This is a genomic window from Yoonia sp. D2-7, from assembly GCF_055809435.1.
In genome coordinates this window covers 1,062,667-1,084,562 of the sequence record NZ_CM147912.1, presented here as the reverse complement: position 1 = coordinate 1,084,562, position 21,896 = coordinate 1,062,667, and the positions used below count along the sequence as shown (strand labels likewise).

Here is a 21,896-nt window from a genome sequence, read left to right as displayed (position 1 = left end):
ATCTATTGCCGGATATTGTTGGGCAACCATGTCGCCAGTTGTGGGAACGCGACGAGGATCACAACCATCAACAACATCAGTCCAACCATCGGGATAGCAGTTTTCGAGATATAGCCGATTTCGTGCCGCGTCATGCCTTGCAACACAAACAGGTTGAACCCGATGGGCGGCGTGACCTGCGCCATTTCCACGACCACAACAATGAAAATGCCGAACCAGATGACATCGATACCTGCTTGGCGGATCATCGGCTCTACGATCGCCATCGTCAGAACAACCGATGAAATACCATCAAGGAACATGCCGAGGACGACGTAGAATAAGGTCAGTGCCGCTATCAGGGTGATGGGCGATAGCTGCATTTCGTCAATCCAAGCAGCCAAGGCACGTGGCAGGCCGGTAAAGCCCATCGACAGCGACAAGAACGCCGCCCCCATTAGAATGAGCGCGATCATGGCGGAGGTGCGAGTGGCCCCCATCAGGCTTTCGAAGAATGCGCTAAGTGTCAGGGATCGTTGAAACATCGCGAGGATCAGCGAGCCGAGAACGCCAACCGCCGCCGCCTCTGTTGCTGTTGCCCAACCGAAATACATCGACCCGATGACCGCGAAGACGAGGCAGAGCACGGGGATCAGGAACCGGCTTTCGGCGAGCATTTCACCAAAGCGCATCGCGGGTTCTGGCGCTGGGCGTTGGTCCGGTTTCACGAAATGCCAGACCATGATGTAGGACATGAATAGGCCCGCCAGCACGAGGCCCGGCAGGATGCCCGCCATGAACAACTTGATGATACTTTCGTTGATTGAGACGCCGTAGACGATCAGCGTCAGCGACGGCGGGATCATCAGGCCAAGCGTTGCCGCCCCCGCCAATGTGCCCACAATCATGTATTCAGGATAACCGCGTTTGCGCAGTTCGGGGATCGACATTTTACCGACGGTGGTCAGCGTCGCCGCCGAAGACCCTGAAACCGCTGCGAAAATTGTGCAGCCCGCAATGTTGGTATGCAACAGGCCACCCGGCAGGAACCGCATCCATGGGGCAAGGCCGCGGAACATGTCTTGGGATAATCGTGTGCGGTACAGGATTTCGCCCATCCAGATGAACAACGGGAGTGCGGTCAGGGTCCAACTGCTGGCCCCTGTCCAGATCGTTGTGATCATTGCGTCGCCTGCAGGACGGGTTGTGAACAGTTCCATCCCGACCCACGCGACGCCCATCAATGCGAGGCCAATCCAAATGGATGATCCGAGTAAGGTAAAGAGAACAAAGAGAAAAACGATGGTGGCGTAGGCTTCGGTCATTCGACTGCCTCCGACACGATGGGGTTCACGCCGGTGATTAGCATCCGGTAAAGCGTGTCCCAAAGGGCGACTGCCAACAGGACGGTGCCGATGGACATGGCCAATTGTGGGATCCAGACGGGCGTGTAGACCAACGTGCTATCGCCCGCCGCGGCACCTGCAAAATCCAGTTGGAACAACGAGACGAGCCATTGCGGGATTTGGTCTTGCCCCTGTGTCCGGTCATTCAGCATTTCAGAGAATTGGTTGGTTTTGATGGCAAAGCGGGCGAAATACGTGGCAATAACCGCGGCCCCGAAGACAGCAAAGACATCAAGCCACCGCTTCAGAAAGTCGTTCAAATTCAGAACGATAGACACCCGAATATGCGCCCCACGCGTCATCGCGTGGCTCAACGCAAAGAACGATGTCGCCGCCATTGCGTAGCCCGCAAATTCGGTTGTGCCGGGCAAAGCGACGCTGGTCCATCGCGCGATCATTTGCGCGACGATCAACAAAAGGATCGTGACCATGAAGACCGCAGCGACGGCGCCGCTGGCAAAATAAACACCGTCTAGGAAACGCCAGATCGGGCGCAAGGGCCGTTCCAATCTTGGTCCCGCGATCAGGCAGAAGACGCCGATCAGACTGGGAACAACAAACAGCCAAGCCCAAAGAGGCAGCCCCATTACAGGTGACCAGTCGCGCATGGTGGGGGCCCTTTTTGCCGGAAATCACAAAGTCACAATGCGTGCACAACGCGTGCACAACCCGTGCACCGCGATGTCAGCAAAATGGACGGCTCTTGGCGACGTATCGCCAAGAGCATTTTGGTCTTAATTGGCGTTATACGCGTCGAGGATCGCCTGACCGTCAGCGCCTGCTGTCTCCAGCCATTCGGCGGTCATTTTTGCGCCGATTGCTTCGAGTTCGGCCAGAAAATCCGGGCCTGCGTCTTCGACAGTCATGCCGTTCTTGGCCAGTTCTTCGAAGTAGAAATCGGACAGTTCGGCGGATTTCGCAGCACAGCTCGCCGCGGTTTCATCGGCCGCCTTTTGGATGCCTGCCTGCACGTCTGCATCAAGCCCATCCCATGCTTGGGTGTTCACCATGACGTAGTTACGTGGCAACCATGCGTTGACTTTGTAGTAGTGCGACAGGTGTTCCCAGACTTTGCGGTCGTAGCCTGTAGAGCCGGACGAAATAAACGCGGACGCGACGCCTGTGGCCAAAGCTTGGCTAAGTTCTGCCGCTTCGATTTGTACGGGAATCATGCCCAATTCTTCTGCGAAGGTTGCTGTCGCGGAGTTGTAGGATCGGAATTTTATGCCTTGGGTGTCGGCGGATGATGCCACCTCTTTGTTGAAGTAGAACCCCTGCCCCGGCCATGGGCATGTGTACAGCGCCACGAGGTTCAGGTCGGCCAGTTGTGCGTTCACGGTGTCGCGCGCGGCTTCCCAAAGTTTGGCATTGTCGTCGTAGCTGGTCGCGATGAATGGCAGGTTGTCCCAGCCCAGAAGCGGTGCTTCGTTCGCGTGTGCGGACATAAACCGTTCGCCAATTGGCACCTGACCTGTTTGCACAGCACGTTTGATGTCGCCGCCACCGAACAATGATCCACCGGCATGGACAGTGATATCAATCGCGCCATTGGTGTATTCGCGGACCTTATCCGCGAAGATAACGCCATGTTCGGAATGGAAATTGGTGGCCGCGTAGGCCATCGGCATGTCCCATGATTGGGCATGGCCATCAGCATATGAAATGGTACCAGCGATTGTGCAAACGGCAGCCACGCAGGTTGTGGTCAAGATAGACTTCATTCGTATTCTCCCGGTCGGCGGACGCTACTGCGCCGCGTGTTTTCGCGGATCAAACGGTGCCAAATCTATGTTCGGTTTCTTTCCATCAATGAGATCCGCGATAATCCGACCCGTTTTGGGACCACCTGTCAAGCCAACGTGTTGGTGCCCGAAGGCTGAATAGCTTTTCCCGCCTGCGTTGTTTGCCCCAATCACAGGTAAACTGTCGGCGGGTGCGGGCCGGTGCCCCATCCATTCGATCAGGTCGTCATAGGAGAGATCGGGAAAGATGGCTTTGACCTGACGTTTGAGCAGCGCGAAAGGCGCGTCGCTTGGTCCATATTCCAGCCCGCCAAATTCGACTACGCCTGCCGCACGCAGGCGGCCTTCCATCGGGGTGATCACAAATTTGCCACTGGCCACCATCATCGGGGATTTCGGCATCTGCGACGGATTGGTCATTTCGATGTGATATCCGCGTTCGCTTTCGAAGGGGACTTTGACCCCGAGTTTGTGTGCGATGGTCTTTGACCACGGGCCCAGCGCAAAGACGATCCGGTCGGCTGTCATATCCCCGTTTGCCGTTTTCAGATGCGTGATTTCCCCATTTTCCACGGCGATATCCGTGATGTTCTGGATGAGGAGTTTGCCGCCTTGGTCGACAAAATGATCGGCCAGCGTTTTCACATAGGCCCCAGGATCGCTGATCCGACCGTGCCCTTTGCACCGTACGACGACCGCGAAGGCATTGCCGTAGGCCGGATCATATTGCGCGTAGGTTTCGCCATCGATGACGTCGTAGGCGAAACCTGCTGCTGTGCGTTTGTCCCAGCTGTATTTATCCGCCGCGAAGGCCGCTTGTGTCGAATAACCGAAGCAATAGTCGTCCGCGCTGATGTACTTTTCCGCGCCAGTCCCACGGGCAAGCGCCATATGCTGATCTACGGAATCGTGCAGCAATGTCGACATCGCCGCGCCATAGTGATCGACGTGCTTATCCGTGGTGTAGGTCAGGTATTTGGCCAAAAACGGGATCAGTTTCGGCAGGTAGCGCCACTTCAGGAAAAGGGGCGCATCCTTGTCCCATAACATGCCCGGTGCTTTCCACATCAGGCCCGGCGTTGTGACCGGAATGACAGCGCCCGCCGCCAGAACGCCTGCGTTGCCGTGGCTTGTCCCGCTCGCCGGACCCGCCCTGTCGACAATCGTGACATCATGCCCAGCGCGTTGCAACCAAATCGCGCAAGACACGCCAACGATGCCAGCACCAGCTACAATAATCTGCATTCTCAATACCCTTGTCCAAACGCCGATGCGGTCGCTTCAATCATTAGACTGAAGTGTTCACTGCAGAACCACGTTTTAGCAAGGTTGATTGCAGCCCAAATGATCTTGGGTCTGCAAAAAAGGGACACGAGCAGGTAAGACAACTGCCCGTGTCCAAAGATGCGCTTGGGAGGTAGCGCGTTTTATTTCATCGAATTCAGGCCGAACATGTTGCCCTCGGTATCCTGACAAAGCGTCACAAAACCGAATTCACCAATCGAGAATTTCGGGCGGATCACGAAACCGCCTGCTGCCGCGACGCGTTCCTGTTCAACGGCCACATCTTCGGCCATGAAGTAGATGATTGTGCCGCCGATCCCCGGCTTGCCGTGATCTGATTTTGTCAGCGCGCCAGCGGCACCGTAAACGGTCATGTCGCCTTGGAAGGCCATCATCTGCGTTTCGCCTGTCGGGTCGCCGATCGGCTCTAGTTTCTGGCCCAGAACGGTTTCGTAAAACGCGACTGCGCGGTCCAAATCGTCTACAAAAATGTCAAACCATCCAACGGCATTCATTTTGGTCATTTCCTTGTCCTTAAGGTTATTTTGCATTTACCTCATCACATTAGGATGAGGCTGTTGATCTGTATTGTAGATATCAGACATCGAACTTTCTGGCGTAGCGGGCGGGCGTGTACCCTGTGGCTTTACGGAACGAATGGATGAAATGTGATTGGTCGGCGTAGTTATCCGCTGTGTCTGTGGTTAACGCCTGTTGCAGTCGCAGTACTTTGAGAAAATCGTGCGGCGCAAAGCCTGTTGTCCGTTTGAGCGTCCGTTGTAACTGACGTGGCGACAAATCGGACGATGCGGCCATGTCTGACACCGTGTTGATGTCTTCGATGTCGCGGAAAATCTTTTGCGTGACCGCATTTGGCACCACATGCTTTGCCGCGATCAGTGTTTCAACCAAATTGGACAGGATCGCACACTGGGTTGCAGGCGTTTGCCCGAGCAGACGTTGGCTAAAGTCCAACAGCGGCAGCTTCCCTTGGTAGGATGCGTTGATCTGCCCATATCCGGATTGTTCGCGATCGAGACGAAAGACGCCGGGGAGAAACCGGATGTTCAGGAAATGAAACTGACGCCCCAAGTTCAATTCCTCGGACGTCGCCCGCAGCGTTGTGATCCCCGTGACCTTCGGATCAAGCTGATCAAACACGATGTAGATGCAGGCATCGGGTAGGGCATGGAAACGATAGTCTTCTTCCAGAACGCCGTTTGTTTTCAATTCGATGAAGCGGTGCACAACATTGCTCAGATGCGCTGGAGGCTGCGTTTCGGTGAACGTGACCGCATCAATGCGTTTCGCTTTTGCGTTACCTTTCGGATCATATGCATGCATCTTGACGGTCCCATTTTTTAACTTGGCACCAAGGTACTATTCGCGGGAGCTGAACCATATCCCCACAGATGAGGGGGGTTCGTTTGTGGTCATACCGTTTAGGCAGCGTCATGTGGGGGAAGGATCGGGATAGGATGCGTTCAACGCAGGTTTCACGCCGCGTCCGTTTCAGCACCGTAATTTGAATGTTCTCAAAGTACCAAAAAGGAAAGCGGCCCAAACAAGACCTTTGCTGCGCTAGCAATGATCACAAAAGTACTGATCTGGAAGTTTAAATGGTGCCCAGGGGCGGAATCGAACCACCGACACGAGGATTTTCAATCCACTGCTCTACCCCTGAGCTACCCGGGCACCGGGATGACATCGTCATCGGGTAGGCGCGTTTTAGGCGGAACACACAGGGGTGTCCAGTGCCATTTTGCAAAGTTTTCTAATGCAGCCGTTCGGGGCCGTTTTTTGCCGCATCATCAAGGGCTTCTGCCAAGTTTTCTGCGTCATCTTCGTCCTGCGACGGGATCGCGTAGCTGCCTGACAGCCACTTTGCTAAATCAATGTCCGCACAGCGTTTCGAACAGAAGGGCCGAAACTTTGCGTCGGTTTCGCGATCACAGATTGGGCAAGCCATCTTAAACGCCCTCCGGTAGCGTCCTTGTCAGCGTCAGACGTTCGCGTTTGCGCTGCAATTCGAACAGGCCCATTTGCGTCCAGCCAACCATGGATGTTTCGATCGGGTCCGCCTTGAGCGCTGCCCGAAGCGATTGTTCGACTTGTTTGCGGTGCGCTTTGGACATTGGGGCGAAATCGACGGTGATTTGGCCGCCAAGCCCGCGCAGGCGCAGCGCCCTTGGCAATGCCCGACAGGCCGCCAAGTTTGCCTTCAACGCCGCGGCGTGGGACGTATCGCCGCCAGTGTTCACATCGACGGCCACAAGCGCCCGTGTCGGTTCGACAAACATCGTGCCTTCGCCGATTGTAACCATCGGGTCGGACAGACCATCGATCTGGTCGAGCACACCGAGGTGTTCGAAACTGCCAGCATCCGTCACGACATCCGCGCGGCCCGTCCATTCGCGCCATGCGACGGTGTGGGGGCCGTCGCCTTCGGTCAATGCCTCTGGTTCGGTCCCTTCGCCTTCGGCCATAATGGCGTCGGCAAGCGTGTTCATGGCTTCGATATCTTCAAGGATTTCAGCCACATCTGCCGCAGCGCAGCAGGACCGGATGATCAACCCGTGTTCGGTATCATGGGCCCCGTGTGCCAGTTCGAGCAGACGGTCGCGTTGTTCTTCTTCGATCTGACGGGACACGTTGATGCCCGGTTTGCCGGGTGTCACGATCACGTAGCGGCTTTTGAACAGGACGCGATCGGTCACCGGAACAGCTTTGCCGCCTTCTGCGTAACCAGTGACCTGAACGAGCATCGGCTGACCCGGTCGTAGCCCTTTGGAATACCGCAAGAACGCTTTCTCACCGTCGGGGAGGCGCAGCATCATACCACCCTGCCCCTTGAGTGGACGATCACAAATCGCGCGGAAAATCGCACCGGGGCGCGGCGCATCCAGATCGTCGATCAGTAAATCGTCGAGTTTACCGTCGATCATGTAGGCTGCTGCTTCGCGGTCACCGATGTGATCCAGAACAATTGTACGCCCGTTCATGATGCGTCTCCAAATAGGGGAAATCCTGCTGCGGTCAGCAGGCCAGCGGTTTCGGGCAAAGGCAGCCCCATGACCGCGTGAAATGATCCGTTGATCCACGGGATAAAGGCGGATGCGGGGCCTTGGATGCCGTAGCCGCCTGCCTTGCCCTGCCAATCGCCGGTGCCGAGATACCAGTTTACTTCGGTATTCGAGAGCCGTTTCATCGATACGGTCGTCTGCACGTCTTTGCACCAGACATGGTCACCGCGTTTCACCGCAACAGATGTGATCACCTTATGACGACGGCCGGACATCGCGTGCAAGAACGTCGCCGCCTCTGCTGCATCGGCGGGTTTGCCCATGATGCGGCGGCCAAGTGCGACGGTTGTATCGGCACACAGCACAACTTCATCATCCGCGATGACAACCGCTTCGGCCTTTTCACGGGCGATGCGGTTCACATAATCACGCGGCAGTTCCGCGCGGTGCGGGTCTTCGTCAATATCGGGGGGGCGTACGTCGGATGGCGTCAGACCAAGCTGCGCCAAAAGCTCCAGTCGCCGGGGCGAACCAGAGCCTAAAATCAGCCGTAGGCCGGAATTCACCGGCATAACGGTCACTTGAATCGATAGTTGATCCGACCCTTAGTCAGATCGTACGGGGTCATTTCGACCTGTACTTTGTCGCCAGCCAGAACACGGATGCGGTTTTTGCGCATCTTACCTGCCGTATGTGCGATGATCTCATGGCCGTTTTCCAGCTCGACCCGAAATGTCGCGTTTGGCAAGAGTTCCTTCACGACGCCGGGAAATTCGAGCAGTTCTTCCTTGGCCATGGTCTCTCCTGAGTAGTTTATACGGGGTTATGTCCCGTGGTGGGGTACATGCGCCCCCTTCCGAGAAATATCAAGTGTAAAGGCGTGTTTACATTTGATCACACTGCATTTTACCGCTTGTTCCGCGAAATATCGGGCTGATTTTTTGCGGAATACGGCGATCATTGTGGTTTCGTCGATATTCGCGGGTTTAGCGACGGTGCGCAAATCCCAAGCCGGTTGTCAGGTTTCGACGCCAGCACCCCAACGTGCTGTCAGTTTTTCAACGATTTGGTCGCGGGCCTGACGGTAGTTAACGAGTTGGGCATCGCGGCTGTCGCCTAATCCTGTTGGGTCAATGATTGGCCAGTATTCGACTTCGAGGTGGTAGAATTGCGTGAGATCAAGCGCCCGTCGTTGGCTTGCGGGTGACAGCGCCAGCACAAGATCAAAAGATGACAGATCATCGCCCCATTGTTCCATCTCGTCAAAGCTGCGGGACCGGTGGCGCGACAGTTCCACCCCCAGTTCCTGACACACAGCAATCGCGAAACCGTCGATCTCAAGATCATTTTTCACGCCAACGGACTGAATGTAACATTCTGTTCCGTATAGCTTTTTCATGATCCCTTCGGCCATGGGAGACCGGACTGCGTTATGATCGCAGCAAAAGAGGACCGACTGGGGGAGATCTTCGTATGTCTTGGCCCCGTCCGTCATCTTAACCACCAAAATGCAAGACGCAGATCAAAGTGAACAGGCGGCGGGCGGTGTCGATGTCGACCTCGGCTTTGCCTTCGAGCCGTTCTTGAAGCACCCGCGCCCCTTCATTGTGGATACCGCGCCGCGCCATGTCGATGGTTTCGATCTGGCTTGGCGGTAGGGTTTTCACGGCTTCGAAATAGCTTTCGCAGATTTGGAAGTAATCCTTCACAACCTGCCGGAACGGCCCCAGCGACAGGTGAAATTCGCCTGCTTCGTCTTGAGTTTCGGTGGAGATTGCGAAAACCAACCGACGGTCACGGATCGACAGACCAAGCCGGTAGGGCCCTTCCGGCACGGCGCGATCATCTCGCGATGCAGGTATAAAACTGTTGTCTTCCAACAGATCAAAAAGCGCGACTTTGCGTTCCTGTTCAATCTCTGGCGTTGGCGGCGGCAGCGCGCTGTCGTCCAGATCGATATGTGAAATGCGGTTCATGATGGGTCCCCATTCAGGCGGTCCAAACGCGCGCGCACCGATAGACCGTGCGCTTCCAAACTTTCGGATTGCGCCAGCCGTTCCGCCGACGGGCCGATAGCGGCTAAAGCTTCGGGCGACATGCGTGCAAGCGTTGTGCGCTTCACAAAATCCATGACGGATAACCCGCTGGAGAATCGCGCAGATCGCGCCGTTGGCAACACGTGGTTTGGTCCACCGATGTAGTCGCCAATGGCTTCGGGCGTCCAAGCACCGATGAAGATAGCGCCCGCGTGGGTGATTTTCGCGGCTAGCGCATCGGCGTCTGCAACACAGAGTTCGAGGTGTTCTGGTGCGATCCGATCGGATAGCGTCACCGCTTCGTCCAAATCAGAGACTGTGATCACGGCACCAAAGTCACGCCAGCTGGCGCGTGCGATATCGCGACGTTCCAGTGTTTCGAGGCGCTTTTCCACGGCATCCGCGACAGCCTGACCAAAGGCCGCGTCATCGGTGATCAGCAGTGATTGCGCGCTTTCGTCGTGTTCTGCTTGCGATAAAAGGTCGAGCGCGATCCAATCAGGGTCATTGTCTTTATCCGCGATGACAAGGATTTCAGACGGGCCTGCGATCATATCAATGCCGACTTTACCGAAAACACGGCGCTTGGCCGCCGCAACAAATGCATTGCCCGGACCCGTGATTTTATCAACGGGGGCAATGGTTTGCGTGCCATATGCCAAGGCCGCAATCGCCTGCGCACCACCGACACGGTAAATTTCGTCGACACCTGCGATTTGGGCGGCCAGCAGTACAAGCGGGTTTACCAAACCATCTGGCGTCGGCACTGTGATCGCCAGACGCTGCACGCCTGCAACCTTCGCCGGGATCGCGTTCATCAAAACGGATGACGGATAGGTCGCCAAACCACCCGGCACATAAAGTCCCGCAGCAGACACAGGTGTCCAGCGCCAGCCAAGCGTCGCACCCGCGTCATCCGTCCACATTTGATCATCGGGCAACTGACGCGCGTGATAGGCGCGAATGCGGTCTGCGGCCAATTCGAGTGCAGCGCGGTCTTCATCAGATACCTTCGCGCATTCCGCAGCGATTTCAGCCTCGGAAAACCGCAAAGTGTCTGCCGTGACGTCAAAACGGTCGAACTTTGCAGTCAGTTCGAGAACAGCCGCATCACCACGCGCCCGCACGTCCGCAATGATATCCGCAACGATATGATCCACATCAGGCGAATCCTCGCGTTTTGCCCCTAAAAGGGCAACAAACTGGGCTTCGAAATCGGCATCTGAACTGGAAAGAAACTGTGGCATCGGGTACTCCTTACGCCTGTCTTACAGCGCTCACGCGGTACCATCAATGCGACAGGGTTGCTTCTTTTGGTCTTAAATACCTCTGCCGGAGGCATCCGAATTTTCTAGAAAATTCGTGACCCGATCACAGGTTGTGATCAGGTACCTTTTTTGAGGGCGCAACATATGGCCGCGTCACGTCACGCAAAACGACTTCGAGCGCTTCGACGTCAATCGCAACCGCACCGTCGCCCGCAAGCGTTAGTTCGATGCGTCCCATGCCATCTTCGCCCGCCGTAAACGCCATAGAAAGCAGTGAATACACCATGTCCGCATCGCGTGGATCGACACCTTGCGATTTGACCGCCTGCACGTCTTCGATCACCAAAACGGACTGCACACGTTCATAGTCGCGTTTGCGCAGGGCTGCTTTGTCCGCATCTTCCCAGCGAAAACGGTTCAACAGGATCGCAAAGCGGCGTGCCTTGCGGTCCCATTTCATTTCAGCGGCCGGAAATACGGCGTCTTGCACCAAAGCGGCAAGTACCGCCAAGTCTTCGGCATCGAGCGCCTTCAGCCGTAGGGGTGCTTCGCCGCCATCTTCAAAACGTGCGTCTTCGGTCATATGCCTTGTACCCGTTCAATTTGTGCGCCAACGCCGCCCAGCTTTTCTTCGACGTGTTCATAGCCGCGATCAAGGTGGTAGACGCGGTTCACAACGGTTTCACCTTCCGCCGCAAGCCCAGCCAAGATCAAGGAAACAGAGGCCCGCAGATCGGTTGCCATCACAGGCGCACCTTTCATTTTGGCCACGCCTTTGACAGTCGCAGTGCCGCCTTGCACGTCAATGTCTGCGCCCATGCGGATCAATTCGGGCGCATGCATGAAGCGGTTCTCAAAGATCTTTTCTTCCAGCACCGATGTTCCGTCAGCGATACACAGCATCGCCATCATCTGCGCCTGCAGGTCGGTCGGGAAACCCGGGAATGGTTCGGTCGTCACATCAACCGCTTTCGGGCGATCCCCGCGACGGCGGACTTTCAGGCCGTTGGCCGTCTCGGTCACATCAATGCCTGCTGCATCCAGTTTTTCAGCGAAAGCTGCGACCAAGGACATCTTGCCGCCAAGGCATTCGACCTCGCCGCCTGTGAACACAGGAGCCAGCATATAGGTACCGAGTTCGATCCGGTCGGTGACGACGGGGTGCGTTGCCGCCCCGAGACGGTCCACACCTTGGATCGTGATTGTGGATGTGCCGTCGCCGTCGATCTGTGCACCCATCCGGCGCAGACAATCCGCAAGATCAACGATTTCCGGTTCGCGGGCCGCGTTGTTGATGACCGTAGTCCCTTTCGCAAGGGTCGCCGCCATCATGATGTTTTCGGTCGCACCAACGGATGCAAACGGGAAATCAATGACCGCACCTTGCAGACGGCCACCCATGGCTTTTGCGTGCAGATAGCCGTCGCGCAGATCAATCTCTGCGCCCATCTTGGTCAGACCGTCAGTGTGGATGTCCATCGGGCGTGCACCAATCGCACAGCCACCGGGCAGCGATACAATCGCATGGCCTTCACGCGCCAACAAAGGCCCCAGAACGAGGTTGGAGGCCCGCATTTTACGTACAATGTCGTAATCCGCGGTCGTGTTGATCGCGCCGTGTGTGGACATGACCTGCACTTTGCCGTCTTGCAATGCGGTGACTTCAGCACCCAGTGATTGCAGCAGCTGCGTCATAGTTTTGATGTCTGACAGACGTGGCGCATTGGTCAGCGTCAGCGGTTCTTCGGACAGCAACGTGGCTGGCATCAACGTCAGTGCGGCGTTTTTCGCGCCTGCGATCTGAATTTGACCGCCGAGTTCGCGCCCGCCTTTTACAACAATTGAATCCATCTACCCGCCTACTCTTTCTTTTCAGTCTTGTCCGACGCCGCGCGTGCTTTTGCCTGCGCTTTGCGTTTGCCCATATTCGCCTTCAGCGCCGCCTTTAGCCGGTCTTCCCGAGTTTGCGGAGCCTTGGTTTTTTTGCTTGTGTCTTGCGTCATATACGACGTGTTATCAAGCTGTGCAAAAAGCGTCTAGTGAGGGCTTGCACCGCAATGCGAATACGTCTAATTCCCAGCCTCACGGATGCTGTGGTAGCTCAGTGGTAGAGCACACCCTTGGTAAGGGTGAGGTCGGGAGTTCAATCCTCCCTCACAGCACCATCCTTCAAACAGATTTTTTGTCTTGCGAACCCATGTGTTGATCATGGCGTTGATCGCCTGCGGTCGTAAGCGATGCATCTAACCCCCTGATCCGTATCTGAACACGTCTCTTGATCGGTGATATTCATGCCTGACCATTTGAAAGAGGTTTAGCATGGCAAATGATATGGTCTGGGGCTTTGAAGTTCAGACGAGCGCATCGGGCAGAAAAATTTGGCCGAATGACTTGAAGCGGGAGGCCACGCGTAGAATTCGTGAGGATGGTCAATCTGCTGGTGAAGTCGCGGCCGATCTTGGTGCGCATGAGTGCCTTGTTCGCAAATGGTCTGTTGCCGATCGTCGCAGCCGCGGGGAGAAGATTCAGGTCGAAGGGCCTGCCTTCACCGAGGTCAAAACGGCACTCGCGCCCGCTCCCACCGTTTCTCCGTCACCTCCTGGACCCAAGCGTAACAATGGTACGGCACGCCTGGTTATGGACAATTTCAGCTTTGAGTTTCCGATAAGTGCCTCTGAAGGCGATCTTCTGAAACTGGTTCGTGTTGCGAGGGAGTGTTCATGATCTCGCCATCTCATTCCTACAAGATTTATCTTGCCACCAAACCCGTAGACTTCCGAAAGGGCATGGACGGATTGGCAAACTACGTCATGAGCAACTTTGAACTCGATCCATTCTCCGGTGCCTTTTTTGTATTTCGATCCAAGGGTCGGGACAAAATCAAGGTCCTGATGTGGGATGGCACCGGACTGGTTTTGATCTACAAACGCGCAGAAGGCGGAGGGTTTGTTTGGCCGAAATTGTCCGAGGGCACAATCACGATGACCAAGGCCCAGTTCGAAGCTCTGTTCGAGGGGATTGATTGGCGACGCGTGACCTCCGCCGACTATCAACAGCCTAAGGTCTTCGACAAAAGAGACGGAAGCAGACCTGCGATCGATTGAACCCGTTTTGCATATTGGACAGGTACTTGTGATGGAACTGATATCTCAAACCCGCGCTAATCTTTACGACCATGCCAGATCGCAAGCCGTTGACGCCATTGTAGCACGGCCGACCATCCCGGAACATCTTTTGGCTTTGCTGGATGAACGTGCTGCTGATCTTGGTTGGAAAATCAATCCGGAAGGTTATCTAGCAGTTGATGTCTGCGCTCTCTTGGTGCCAAAATTTTTCGACGAATCCAGAGAACTGGCCTTCTTGTGCCGCATTGCTTTCAAGCGGGCACAGCATGCGGTCTCGGCCGAAACACCGCTGAATCGCAGAGACGTGCCACCTCTCGTTCAGGACTTTCTCTTAGAACACCTCTCGCCAAACAGCATGCTCGCAGACGGTTACGAAAGCAAAGCCGTTGTGGCTGTATTGGATGCATTTTTCGGGATGCAGTTGCAAGGTAGATAAGACTGGTGACCGAATGGTTCATTTGCAAAGTCAGAGAATTTGTGGCCTCTGCGCAACACTTTTTTAGCATCTTGATTTGAAGGTCGGCTGCCTGGGGTTGAGAGAAAATTTCGTCCATCCTTTTTCGCAATGGTTTTGTCTCTATGCGCAATTGCCCAAGCCAATATTCTCAATGAATAAACCTTCCTTGAAAAGATCGCATCCGCGGTTTTTCGCACGAAAACTGTTTGTTTTTAGTGCTTTAAGGTAATTTTTTCGCCCAAAAAAACGCTTGCCCATATCGTGCGGGCAATCCTAGTCGGCGACAGAACCGTTAACCGCCGATCAGTCCAAGGATCCACAATAGTACCTGCAACCGCCAGTCCGCTTTAGGGCAATTCCAATATGCCGACTGGCGGCCAGTGCCTTCACTCAATCAATCAGTTGTCGAGCTTCCCAATAGCGGAGCCTCCTGTTCCACATGGAATCCACACGTGTCACTTGAACTTCAGAGTCTGGAAAGAAGCCTCCTCGCGGCCATTGCTAGTGAGAGCCGACACCTTGTCTTTGAAGTTGTAGAAACGGTCAGAAGCTTGTCGTCCGAGCAGTCGTCACTCGAAGCGAAAAACCAAGAGCTGGAGCAGGCCCTAATGAAGGCTCGGGCGCGGGAACGTGCTCTGAAAACTCAGATCGCTGATTTGAAAAGGCAGATTGCAAAGCTCAAAAAAATGACCTTTGGCCAAAAAGCTGATCTCAATCCCGATACCGCAAGAAATGCCGACATTCCAGAAAACGGCGATCAACTCGACGGTGAAAAGACTATGGCGGAGGTGCCCCCAACCGATCAGCCTCAGGGGCCATCGGAAGAAACACCTGAGAACAAGACGCCAGCGCCGACCAAGAAAAAAGGTAGTAGGGGGCGCCGAAAACGTACGTTTCCTGCGCACCTGGAACGCAAGGAGATCTATATGGGGACCGAAGACCGCAAATGTACATGTGGATGCGGCGGCGGAATAGTGGGATTCGACATTAACGAAACTCTTGAAGTAATACCGGCCCGGCATTTCGTAGCCGTCCGGCAATATCCAAAGTACCGCTGTCGCTTGGAGGACCGTGTTATTGGAACAAAGTTCCGGCCCCGCATTTTCCAGAAAACCACAATAAGCAACAGCATCTTAGCGAGTGCTCTTTCAATGCGTTTTGCATGGTACCTACCCTGGAACCGACAACAGCAGATATTCTGGTCCCAAGGCATCAACCTTAAGCGTGAAACACTCGCTAGAAACGCTAACCGTATTGCTACAGAAGCTTTAAAGCCAATTTTCGAGTTGCTAGAGGTTGAGCTCTTCAAAAACAGCACGCGATTGTTCATGGACGAAACAACGGTACCCAAGCTGCAGCCGGGGCTTGGAAAAACGAAGACCAGCTACCTTTATGCAGTACTGAGAGACGACTCTTCCTTCGGAGGAAATCTGCCACCGGCTGTTGTCTATTACGCCCGAAATAGTCGTGCGATGCATCATATTCATACAATCTTGGACGGCGTCGAAGCTATAGTTCAGACGGATGCCTACGGAGGCTACGGACAGCTTGGCAAAGCAGGGACGGGCGTCGCAAATGTCATCCCTGCGAAGTGTTGGGCACACGTCCGACGGCACTTCACAGACGAATTCGAATTCAATCGGACCCATGACGCAAAAACCGTAATTGAAATTATTGCTGAACTCTACAAAGTAGAAGCGCTGATCAGAGGGAAGCCACCTGCCGTCCGCGTTGTACATCGCAAAACGCATTCTGCGCCCATTTTGGTGCGGCTGCTTGCATTTCTGTTGGAGGCGAAGGGTAGAACGTTGTCTCGAAATGGTATGGGAAAGGCGATTGCATATACAGAGAAGATCTGGACGGATCTGACAAAATTCATTGAAGATGGCCGGATTGACTTGGACACTAACGCGGTTGAGCGCATGTTCAAACCGACGATCCTCTTGCGCAAAAACGCGCTCTTCATCGGTAGTGATGAGGGTGCTGAAGCTTGGAGCATCGTGTCCTCGCTGGTTGAGACGTGCAAGCAGAATGGAGTTAACGTAGAACCATACCTTAAGTGGGTTCTCGATGAGATAGCGTCGAGACGACCTCGGTCTGAGTATCATCAGCTGCTGCCTTGGAACGCACCCAGCCACCTTAGGATCTCACGTTAATCGCAGTTTTCGCTAGGACGAGCTCCCATTCATCTGCATGAATTGCGGAAAGCGGCACTTCGCTGCGGCTACGAAGCTTAAATCAGATCCAAGAGTGGGTGAATCCTCTAAACATAACGCTGACGCGACGCAGCCAAGGCCCAAGAAACTTGCCCGTAGCGTTGAATACCTTTGCAAACAGTGCAATCAATACTTCGAATGCGTTAGAGCGCTTCTGTGGATCGCTTGGATCATCTATGCGCGGTTAGAAAGACAAGATTTTAAAGAGGATTAATCGATGGCATTTCAACGCAACCCCAATCAACAAGATCTTTCGTGGTTCGTAGATATGCAAACGCAGCAGCGTCTAGAACTCAATCCACCCTATCAGAGAAAGAGCGTATGGACCTACAAGGACAAGCAGTTCTTCCTCGATACTATTTTCAACAATTACCCATGCCCTGCTGTTTATCTTCAGAAGGAAAACACGCCAAAAGGACCGCTCTACAATGTTGTGGACGGTAAGCAGCGGCTTAGTACAGTTCTTGATTTCCATGCCGGGAGGATCCGCATCGGTAAAGACTTCGATGTAAGCCGCCTTCGTGGAAAAAAATTCATCGAAATTGACGATGACGACAAAGCCCACTTTTACAACTACATCTTTATGGTCGAACAAATTCGCTCTGAAACTGAGGTCGACTGGGGAGAGGTTTTCCAGAGGGTTAACAAGAACCAAAAGAAACTTGGCGATCAGGAACTGCGACATGCTCGTTTCGATGGTTGGTTAATCAACAGAGCGGAAAAAGAATCCGAACTAGAGGCTTTCTGGAAGGAGGTTGGTGTTTCAAGCCGAGCAAAATCAGCGCGTATGAAGGATGTCGAGTTCATCTCGATCTTAATGCTAGTTCTCCTCGAGAGAGACTTTGTCGGATTTCCACAGAGCCATATTGATGAGTTGTATGCAAAATATGACTTTGAAGAAGATCAACTACCAGATGATGAAGTTGACCTTGATGATCTTGAAGATGATGAGCTGCAAGAGATTGACTTTACAAAAGAAAAACTGATCGGATTCAATAATGCATTTGCTCAAATTCGAGAGTTCCTAAAAAAATTGGAAGCCCATAACCAGTGCATATCTAAACACAAGCGCCGTATCACGACCGACTTGTACTCACTTTGGACTGCCTTAGCCCTAGATAGTGAACTGATACAAATGGATCATCAGAAAATTGCTGGGAAGTACGACGCATTTATGACCGACGTAAGTGACGCCTTTCAGTTAATCAAAGACGATAAAGCAATTGACGGCCTCGACGGGGATGTTCAAAGCTATTTTAACAACAGTACAGGTGCTGCAACAGAAGTCGACCTCCGCAAGAAACGTCACACGGCCCTGACCTCGTACTTGAAAAAATGAGCGCCAAGATTGAAGCGTCAATACGACGTGCCCACGAAAGTCTTAGTGAGGAATTTACGTTTGTCCAAGGAGACCTACAAGACCTTCTTCGAAGAGCATGTGAACTCAGAAAATGGACCTTTGAGGACCGCCTAAAATCCATAGATTCCTATGCAATGAAATTGATGACGGGACGCTACAATGGCTACGAAATCGACGACTTCTACGCCTGCACGATAGTTGTACCGAATCTCAAAGCTGTGCTTGAGGCCATCGATTTCGTAAAGTCCAGCGTCAGAGTGATCGACGAGAAACCTGGTCCTGAAACCAATGCGTGGCCAACCAATTTTGGCTTTGACTCGGTCAGAATGTACTGCAAATTGCCGACAAGCGTAAACCCGAAACCGTACCTTAAGCATTCCTTTGAAATTCAAATAAAAACTCTCTTGGAGCATGCTTGGTCTAAAGCGACACATGAGTTTTCGTATAAAGGCGACGATGTAAGTTGGGCTAAAGAAAGGTTGGCTGCACAGATTAAAGCTGTTTTGGACAATGTCGATTTATCCATAAACGAAATGGAGAAAACTGCCACATCAGATTTTCTTGATAAGAAGAACCCAGCCTATGAGAACCTTCGCAAAATAATAGAAGTACTCAAGGCGGAGTTTGGGAAAGATGATAGTCCACACACAATAGCTGATTATAAACGCCTTGCGGAACAAGTGGCCAGAATTTTAGAGCGCCTCGAATTAAAGCCTGAGGAGCTAGGGGTAGTTTTGGAGGCGGAGGCCTTGGCTTCAAGAGGTAGAATTACAGTTAATCTTTCTCCGTATTCAATCATTTTGGTTAGCCTTTCAATGCAACTTCCCACAAAACTAAAAGAGAAACTTGAGTCTAGACCTAAGCACTCTCGCCTCGGAAAAATCGTCATACCACACGAGGTTTTACAGTTATGTGGGCTGGATCCGTCTTCATTAAAGCGAGTGCAGGTGCTGGAACGCGACCTATGAATCGTTGCGCGTGGTTACTGAACCACCTTACCACCTTGGACATAGTCCTCGTCCGGGTATTTGTTTTCTGTTGCTTTCGGCACTCAGCTAAACCGCTTTGACGAAACATAACCGCTCGAACCAAGAAAACTCTAAACGCAAATCACGCAATCGGACCATGTAGAATATGAGATTCTTACTCCAAGCCGTCAACAACGAAGATCACCTTGCCCCGGCACGTGAAGTGCTTAGTCTCGCCGATTTAGACAACGCAACTATAAGCACCGCCTTTATGACGGCGTCGGGCCTGTCGCTGCTGCAAGGGGTGCTGGAACCCATCGCGGACCGGGCGCGCATCTTCGTCGGCATCCGCAACGGTGTGACAACGGTGCAGTCTATCCAGATGGCTTTGGACTTGGGCTGCGAGACGTACATGGTGGATACCGGCACTCGCCAGCGCATCTTCCATCCGAAGCTGTACTACGCCCGTTCCGCCGCGTGCGCCAAGCTGCTGCTGGGCAGTGCCAACCTGACGATGGGCGGCTTGCGCACGAACATCGAGGCCAGCGTCCTGCAAGAGTTCGACCCGGCGACGGACGCGGCCTTTCTGACTGACCTAGAAGGCAAGCTGGACGCGCTGATTGCCGACTATCCCGACCATGTGATCCCCGCCACCGACGCTGCGCAACTGGCCGACCTGCAACGCGCAGGCCGCCTTATAGACGAACGCAAGCGCCGCCCGCCAGAACCGGCCGGAAGTTCCGCCGACCGCGCGCTGGACACCGTGCCGAAGATGCCCTTGCACACCACGCCGATTAGTGTAGCGCGGCCTGCTGCGCCTCCGGTGCCACCCGTTGCCCCCGCCGCCCCGGTGGCGCGCGAACGGCTTGAACAGGTTTGGGAAAGCAATGGCCTGACCCGCCGCCACCTCAATATTCCCACCGGGGCGAACACCAATCCCACTGGCTCGATGCTGCTGGGGGTGGGCGCTTGGGACGGAATCGACCAGCGCCATTACTTCCGAGACGAAGTGTTCGCGGAGCTTGCTTGGCAACCCGATCCCGCCCCGGCGCGGGCACACATAGAACGAGCAGAGGCCGCGATGCGCCTGATCGTGAAAGACGTGGACTACGGGGAACGCACTCTGCACCTGTCGCATAACACCCGGACGGATACCGCCGCCTACGAACAGCGCAACAGCATGACCGGCCTGCACTGGGGCGACGCCAAACCGCTGGTGGCGCACGAGGATCTTCTTGGCAGGGTGTTGAAGCTGTACCGCGAGACGGACGATCCGACCCGCTTTACGCTGGAAATCGACTAGGCGGGAAGGCGATGCCGCCTGTCGCGCAGGGTGGCCCACGCCGCCAGCAGGTCCATCTGTTCGGCCTTGGTGAGCGCACCTAGTACGGCCTCGGATTGTACTTCCAGCGTATCGATCACTTTGTCTTCTCGGACCATTCGGTCCAGACGTTCCAAGTCCGGCACGATGCCTTCAGGAGATGGCAATAGCAGCTTTTCTATCTCCGAAGGCACCAGTTCAAGCACGCCACCGCCGTAGTGCCGGCCTTCCAACTCTGCGCTTAGAGCGGTTAGGCTGTTAAAGAAGCTGTATACCAGCCCCTGCGCAGTTCCACGCAGGGCCCTAATGCGATAGGCAGTGTCTGTCGTGTAAGCACCGACGCGGTTTAAGATGAGGCGCGGTGTGTCGTGACTACGTTTCAGCATTCCAACTTCGGTGGCATAAACGGAAGGCACCTTGTACCACGGTTTTCGAATGCGGCACTTGTATCGCTTGTGTAGGCCTTCGAGTTCACCCGATGCAAGGTATGCTCGGACCTTCGGGCATTCCTCCACCGTCTCGTCGTTGAGCCATAGGAAGTTCGTTGGCTTGCCTGTGGCGGCGTTGCAGGCATGCTGAGCTTCGTCGTAAATGACACCGGGGCAGTGGTCGCTGCGTCCGAACATCGGGTGAGCCCACTTTTCCAAACCGTTCCGCTTCACCACTTCGTCCGTGACGAGAAAAAACTTGTTCGCCCCAGTGACGATGCCCACGTCCACCTTGGCTGCATCGTTGAACCGGCAAAACTGGTCGCTGGATTCTATCGAGTCAAGAATGGCCAGTGTTGTGGAAGGCACTAACGCGCGGGTCCACTTGCCTAGCACGGTCTTTCCGTTGACCGCGCGGGGTGTATTGAACACCGCCTCGGGATCTTGTCGTAAAAAATCACGACCCGCTACTCGATGAATGCCCAACCCTTCGCCGTGAACGTTCGGCGCGGACTTTTTTTCCGCCATAAGTAGGACTGCACCCTGTAGTGTTCCCTCAAACCAGATTTCTTGCGGGTCCACGACGACTATTCTGCGGCACTGCTCCCCTAGAAAGGTTCGCAGCGACTGTGCGTGCATGACGTGTACGATCTCGGAGGGAACGACCATCGCCAACCGCCCGCCAGGGCGCAGCAATTCCATCGACGCCAGTATGAACGGCACCCATGCATTCGTATGCTTAGTGAACTTGCATCCCAGCCGCGAGAAAACCTGTTCAGCTTTGGCCTGAAAAGTCGCGGGCAGATATTGGTAACGAACGAAAGGTGGATTGCCGATCACTGCGTCGAATTGGCCTCGTCTGCTATCGAGTGCCCAGCCGAGAAAATCGCGGTTGTGGACTGTGCAATTTGGCAAGCCGCGTGCCGTGGCCTTGGCGGCTTCTTCTGGCGCTAGCTCGAACGCGGTAACTTCCGCCCCTGTGCCTTGCAAAGTGGGGAAGAATGCGCCATCACCGCAACTTGGTTCTAGCACCCGGGTCCCAGCACTAGGTGCCACCCAGCGGGTTAGGAATGCAGCAAGGTCTTCTGGCGTGTAGTAACCGCCGCGTAGTTTCTGTTCAGTCTCTAACGCAATGAAGTTCACCGTTGCCCCCTAGGTCATTCCTCATCTCATTTGGCCAAGCTTTATGAAGCTCCCTCAGTGATGGTGGTCGGTTTATCGCCCGATTTAGACCCCCGAGCAAGGATATACGGTACTCGCTTGGTGTGACGGTGCCGTATCTT

At 54.4% G+C, this 21,896-nt stretch carries 23 protein-coding genes and 2 tRNA genes; 8 read left to right on the top strand and 17 right to left on the bottom strand.

Annotated features, from left to right (window positions below):
- Nucleotides 1–2: 2 nt before the first annotated feature.
- The 16 genes from AC0L7R_RS05280 to murA all read right to left on the bottom strand — a co-directional run bounded on the left by AC0L7R_RS05280 (nt 3) and on the right by murA (nt 12,589).
- Nucleotides 3–1,304, bottom strand: a complete 1,302-nt coding sequence (locus AC0L7R_RS05280) for a TRAP transporter large permease subunit (protein WP_473659338.1) — start codon at nt 1,302–1,304, stop codon at nt 3–5.
- Complete coding sequence (locus tag AC0L7R_RS05275; protein ID WP_473659336.1) at nt 1,301–1,993, bottom strand: TRAP transporter small permease subunit; 693 nt, start codon at nt 1,991–1,993, stop codon at nt 1,301–1,303. Before AC0L7R_RS05275 ends, AC0L7R_RS05280 begins: the two co-directional genes overlap by 4 nt.
- Nucleotides 1,994–2,119: 126 nt before the next feature.
- Complete coding sequence (locus AC0L7R_RS05270; RefSeq protein ID WP_247129159.1) at nt 2,120–3,106, bottom strand: TRAP transporter substrate-binding protein; 987 nt, start codon at nt 3,104–3,106, stop codon at nt 2,120–2,122.
- A gap of 24 nt (nt 3,107–3,130) precedes the next feature.
- On the bottom strand, nt 3,131–4,372 hold the full coding sequence (locus AC0L7R_RS05265) for an FAD-dependent oxidoreductase (protein WP_473659334.1): 1,242 nt from the start codon (nt 4,370–4,372) through the stop codon (nt 3,131–3,133).
- Nucleotides 4,373–4,554: 182 nt separating this feature from the next.
- A complete protein-coding gene (locus AC0L7R_RS05260; protein ID WP_473659332.1) occupies nt 4,555–4,935 on the bottom strand; it encodes a VOC family protein in 381 nt (126 codons plus the stop codon).
- 73 nt (nt 4,936–5,008) lie between these two features.
- Entirely contained in the window at nt 5,009–5,755 is a 747-nt protein-coding gene (locus tag AC0L7R_RS05255) for a helix-turn-helix domain-containing protein (RefSeq protein ID WP_473659330.1), read from the bottom strand.
- 276 nt (nt 5,756–6,031) lie between these two features.
- Nucleotides 6,032–6,106: transfer RNA gene (locus AC0L7R_RS05250), tRNA-Phe, on the bottom strand.
- Nucleotides 6,107–6,185: 79 nt separating this feature from the next.
- Nucleotides 6,186–6,380, bottom strand: a complete 195-nt coding sequence (locus tag AC0L7R_RS05245) for a DNA gyrase inhibitor YacG (protein WP_348419766.1) — start codon at nt 6,378–6,380, stop codon at nt 6,186–6,188.
- Between the two features lies 1 nt (nt 6,381).
- Nucleotides 6,382–7,413: a ribonuclease E/G gene (locus AC0L7R_RS05240; RefSeq protein ID WP_473659328.1), complete on the bottom strand. Its 1,032-nt coding sequence runs from the start codon at nt 7,411–7,413 to the stop codon at nt 6,382–6,384.
- Nucleotides 7,410–8,006, bottom strand: coding sequence for a Maf family nucleotide pyrophosphatase (locus tag AC0L7R_RS05235; protein WP_473659326.1), 597 nt, complete (start codon nt 8,004–8,006; stop codon nt 7,410–7,412). The genes AC0L7R_RS05240 and AC0L7R_RS05235 overlap by 4 nt, the downstream gene beginning before the upstream one ends.
- Before the next feature lie 5 nt (nt 8,007–8,011).
- Nucleotides 8,012–8,230, bottom strand: coding sequence for a translation initiation factor IF-1 (infA, locus tag AC0L7R_RS05230; RefSeq protein ID WP_007205486.1), 219 nt, complete (start codon nt 8,228–8,230; stop codon nt 8,012–8,014).
- A 222-nt stretch (nt 8,231–8,452) separates the two neighbouring features.
- Nucleotides 8,453–8,929 (bottom strand): arsenate-mycothiol transferase ArsC, encoded by a 477-nt coding sequence (locus AC0L7R_RS05225; RefSeq protein WP_247129941.1) that lies wholly within the window; start codon nt 8,927–8,929, stop codon nt 8,453–8,455.
- A 1-nt stretch (nt 8,930) separates the two neighbouring features.
- A complete protein-coding gene (locus AC0L7R_RS05220) occupies nt 8,931–9,410 on the bottom strand; it encodes a UPF0262 family protein (RefSeq protein ID WP_247129940.1) in 480 nt (159 codons plus the stop codon).
- Complete coding sequence (gene hisD / locus AC0L7R_RS05215; protein WP_473659324.1) at nt 9,407–10,717, bottom strand: histidinol dehydrogenase; 1,311 nt, start codon at nt 10,715–10,717, stop codon at nt 9,407–9,409. Before hisD ends, AC0L7R_RS05220 begins: the two co-directional genes overlap by 4 nt.
- A gap of 124 nt (nt 10,718–10,841) precedes the next feature.
- On the bottom strand, nt 10,842–11,321 hold the full coding sequence (locus tag AC0L7R_RS05210; RefSeq protein WP_473659322.1) for a DUF2948 family protein: 480 nt from the start codon (nt 11,319–11,321) through the stop codon (nt 10,842–10,844).
- The gene (gene murA / locus AC0L7R_RS05205) at nt 11,318–12,589 is read right to left on the bottom strand and encodes a UDP-N-acetylglucosamine 1-carboxyvinyltransferase (RefSeq protein WP_473659320.1); all 1,272 of its coding nucleotides are present in this window, start codon (nt 12,587–12,589) and stop codon (nt 11,318–11,320) included. Before murA ends, AC0L7R_RS05210 begins: the two co-directional genes overlap by 4 nt.
- 239 nt (nt 12,590–12,828) lie before the next feature.
- Between murA and AC0L7R_RS05200 the strand changes: the two genes are divergently transcribed.
- From AC0L7R_RS05200 to AC0L7R_RS05165, 8 genes are all read left to right on the top strand, one after another.
- Nucleotides 12,829–12,903, top strand: a tRNA-Thr gene (locus AC0L7R_RS05200).
- A gap of 154 nt (nt 12,904–13,057) precedes the next feature.
- Nucleotides 13,058–13,462, top strand: a complete 405-nt coding sequence (locus AC0L7R_RS05195) for a transposase (RefSeq protein WP_473659318.1) — start codon at nt 13,058–13,060, stop codon at nt 13,460–13,462.
- The gene (gene tnpB / locus AC0L7R_RS05190; protein WP_473659316.1) at nt 13,459–13,842 is read left to right on the top strand and encodes an IS66 family insertion sequence element accessory protein TnpB; all 384 of its coding nucleotides are present in this window, start codon (nt 13,459–13,461) and stop codon (nt 13,840–13,842) included. The genes AC0L7R_RS05195 and tnpB overlap by 4 nt, the downstream gene beginning before the upstream one ends.
- Nucleotides 13,843–13,873: 31 nt before the next feature.
- Entirely contained in the window at nt 13,874–14,299 is a 426-nt protein-coding gene (locus tag AC0L7R_RS05185) for a hypothetical protein (protein WP_473659314.1), read from the top strand.
- 473 nt (nt 14,300–14,772) lie between these two features.
- Nucleotides 14,773–16,476: an IS66 family transposase gene (gene tnpC / locus AC0L7R_RS05180; RefSeq protein ID WP_473659312.1), complete on the top strand. Its 1,704-nt coding sequence runs from the start codon at nt 14,773–14,775 to the stop codon at nt 16,474–16,476.
- A gap of 277 nt (nt 16,477–16,753) precedes the next feature.
- Nucleotides 16,754–17,875, top strand: coding sequence for a GmrSD restriction endonuclease domain-containing protein (locus AC0L7R_RS05175; protein ID WP_473659310.1), 1,122 nt, complete (start codon nt 16,754–16,756; stop codon nt 17,873–17,875).
- On the top strand, nt 17,872–18,864 hold the full coding sequence (locus AC0L7R_RS05170; RefSeq protein WP_473659308.1) for a hypothetical protein: 993 nt from the start codon (nt 17,872–17,874) through the stop codon (nt 18,862–18,864). Before AC0L7R_RS05175 ends, AC0L7R_RS05170 begins: the two co-directional genes overlap by 4 nt.
- A gap of 166 nt (nt 18,865–19,030) precedes the next feature.
- A complete protein-coding gene (locus AC0L7R_RS05165) occupies nt 19,031–20,167 on the top strand; it encodes a hypothetical protein (protein WP_473659306.1) in 1,137 nt (378 codons plus the stop codon).
- Here AC0L7R_RS05165 and AC0L7R_RS05160 read toward each other — a convergent pair.
- Complete coding sequence (locus AC0L7R_RS05160) at nt 20,164–21,756, bottom strand: Eco57I restriction-modification methylase domain-containing protein (RefSeq protein WP_473659304.1); 1,593 nt, start codon at nt 21,754–21,756, stop codon at nt 20,164–20,166. The genes AC0L7R_RS05165 and AC0L7R_RS05160 overlap by 4 nt on opposite strands.
- Nucleotides 21,757–21,896: the final 140 nt, after the last annotated feature.

What these genes read in the sequence shown, in the direction of transcription:
- AC0L7R_RS05280 (WP_473659338.1), bottom strand. Translation starts at nt 1,304, where the DNA reads ATGACCGAAGCCTACGCCACCATCGTTTTTCTCTTTGTTCTCTTTACC.
- AC0L7R_RS05275 (WP_473659336.1), bottom strand. Translation starts at nt 1,993, where the DNA reads ATGCGCGACTGGTCACCTGTAATGGGGCTGCCTCTTTGGGCTTGGCTG.
- AC0L7R_RS05270 (WP_247129159.1), bottom strand. Translation starts at nt 3,106, where the DNA reads ATGAAGTCTATCTTGACCACAACCTGCGTGGCTGCCGTTTGCACAATC.
- AC0L7R_RS05265 (WP_473659334.1), bottom strand. Translation starts at nt 4,372, where the DNA reads ATGCAGATTATTGTAGCTGGTGCTGGCATCGTTGGCGTGTCTTGCGCG.
- AC0L7R_RS05260 (WP_473659332.1), bottom strand. Translation starts at nt 4,935, where the DNA reads ATGACCAAAATGAATGCCGTTGGATGGTTTGACATTTTTGTAGACGAT.
- AC0L7R_RS05255 (WP_473659330.1), bottom strand. Translation starts at nt 5,755, where the DNA reads ATGCATGCATATGATCCGAAAGGTAACGCAAAAGCGAAACGCATTGAT.
- AC0L7R_RS05245 (WP_348419766.1), bottom strand. Translation starts at nt 6,380, where the DNA reads ATGGCTTGCCCAATCTGTGATCGCGAAACCGACGCAAAGTTTCGGCCC.
- AC0L7R_RS05240 (WP_473659328.1), bottom strand. Translation starts at nt 7,413, where the DNA reads ATGAACGGGCGTACAATTGTTCTGGATCACATCGGTGACCGCGAAGCA.
- AC0L7R_RS05235 (WP_473659326.1), bottom strand. Translation starts at nt 8,006, where the DNA reads ATGCCGGTGAATTCCGGCCTACGGCTGATTTTAGGCTCTGGTTCGCCC.
- infA (WP_007205486.1), bottom strand. Translation starts at nt 8,230, where the DNA reads ATGGCCAAGGAAGAACTGCTCGAATTTCCCGGCGTCGTGAAGGAACTC.
- AC0L7R_RS05225 (WP_247129941.1), bottom strand. Translation starts at nt 8,929, where the DNA reads ATGACGGACGGGGCCAAGACATACGAAGATCTCCCCCAGTCGGTCCTC.
- AC0L7R_RS05220 (WP_247129940.1), bottom strand. Translation starts at nt 9,410, where the DNA reads ATGAACCGCATTTCACATATCGATCTGGACGACAGCGCGCTGCCGCCG.
- hisD (WP_473659324.1), bottom strand. Translation starts at nt 10,717, where the DNA reads ATGCCACAGTTTCTTTCCAGTTCAGATGCCGATTTCGAAGCCCAGTTT.
- AC0L7R_RS05210 (WP_473659322.1), bottom strand. Translation starts at nt 11,321, where the DNA reads ATGACCGAAGACGCACGTTTTGAAGATGGCGGCGAAGCACCCCTACGG.
- murA (WP_473659320.1), bottom strand. Translation starts at nt 12,589, where the DNA reads ATGGATTCAATTGTTGTAAAAGGCGGGCGCGAACTCGGCGGTCAAATT.
- AC0L7R_RS05195 (WP_473659318.1), top strand. Translation starts at nt 13,058, where the DNA reads ATGGCAAATGATATGGTCTGGGGCTTTGAAGTTCAGACGAGCGCATCG.
- tnpB (WP_473659316.1), top strand. Translation starts at nt 13,459, where the DNA reads ATGATCTCGCCATCTCATTCCTACAAGATTTATCTTGCCACCAAACCC.
- AC0L7R_RS05185 (WP_473659314.1), top strand. Translation starts at nt 13,874, where the DNA reads ATGGAACTGATATCTCAAACCCGCGCTAATCTTTACGACCATGCCAGA.
- AC0L7R_RS05175 (WP_473659310.1), top strand. Translation starts at nt 16,754, where the DNA reads ATGGCATTTCAACGCAACCCCAATCAACAAGATCTTTCGTGGTTCGTA.
- AC0L7R_RS05170 (WP_473659308.1), top strand. Translation starts at nt 17,872, where the DNA reads ATGAGCGCCAAGATTGAAGCGTCAATACGACGTGCCCACGAAAGTCTT.
- AC0L7R_RS05165 (WP_473659306.1), top strand. Translation starts at nt 19,031, where the DNA reads ATGAGATTCTTACTCCAAGCCGTCAACAACGAAGATCACCTTGCCCCG.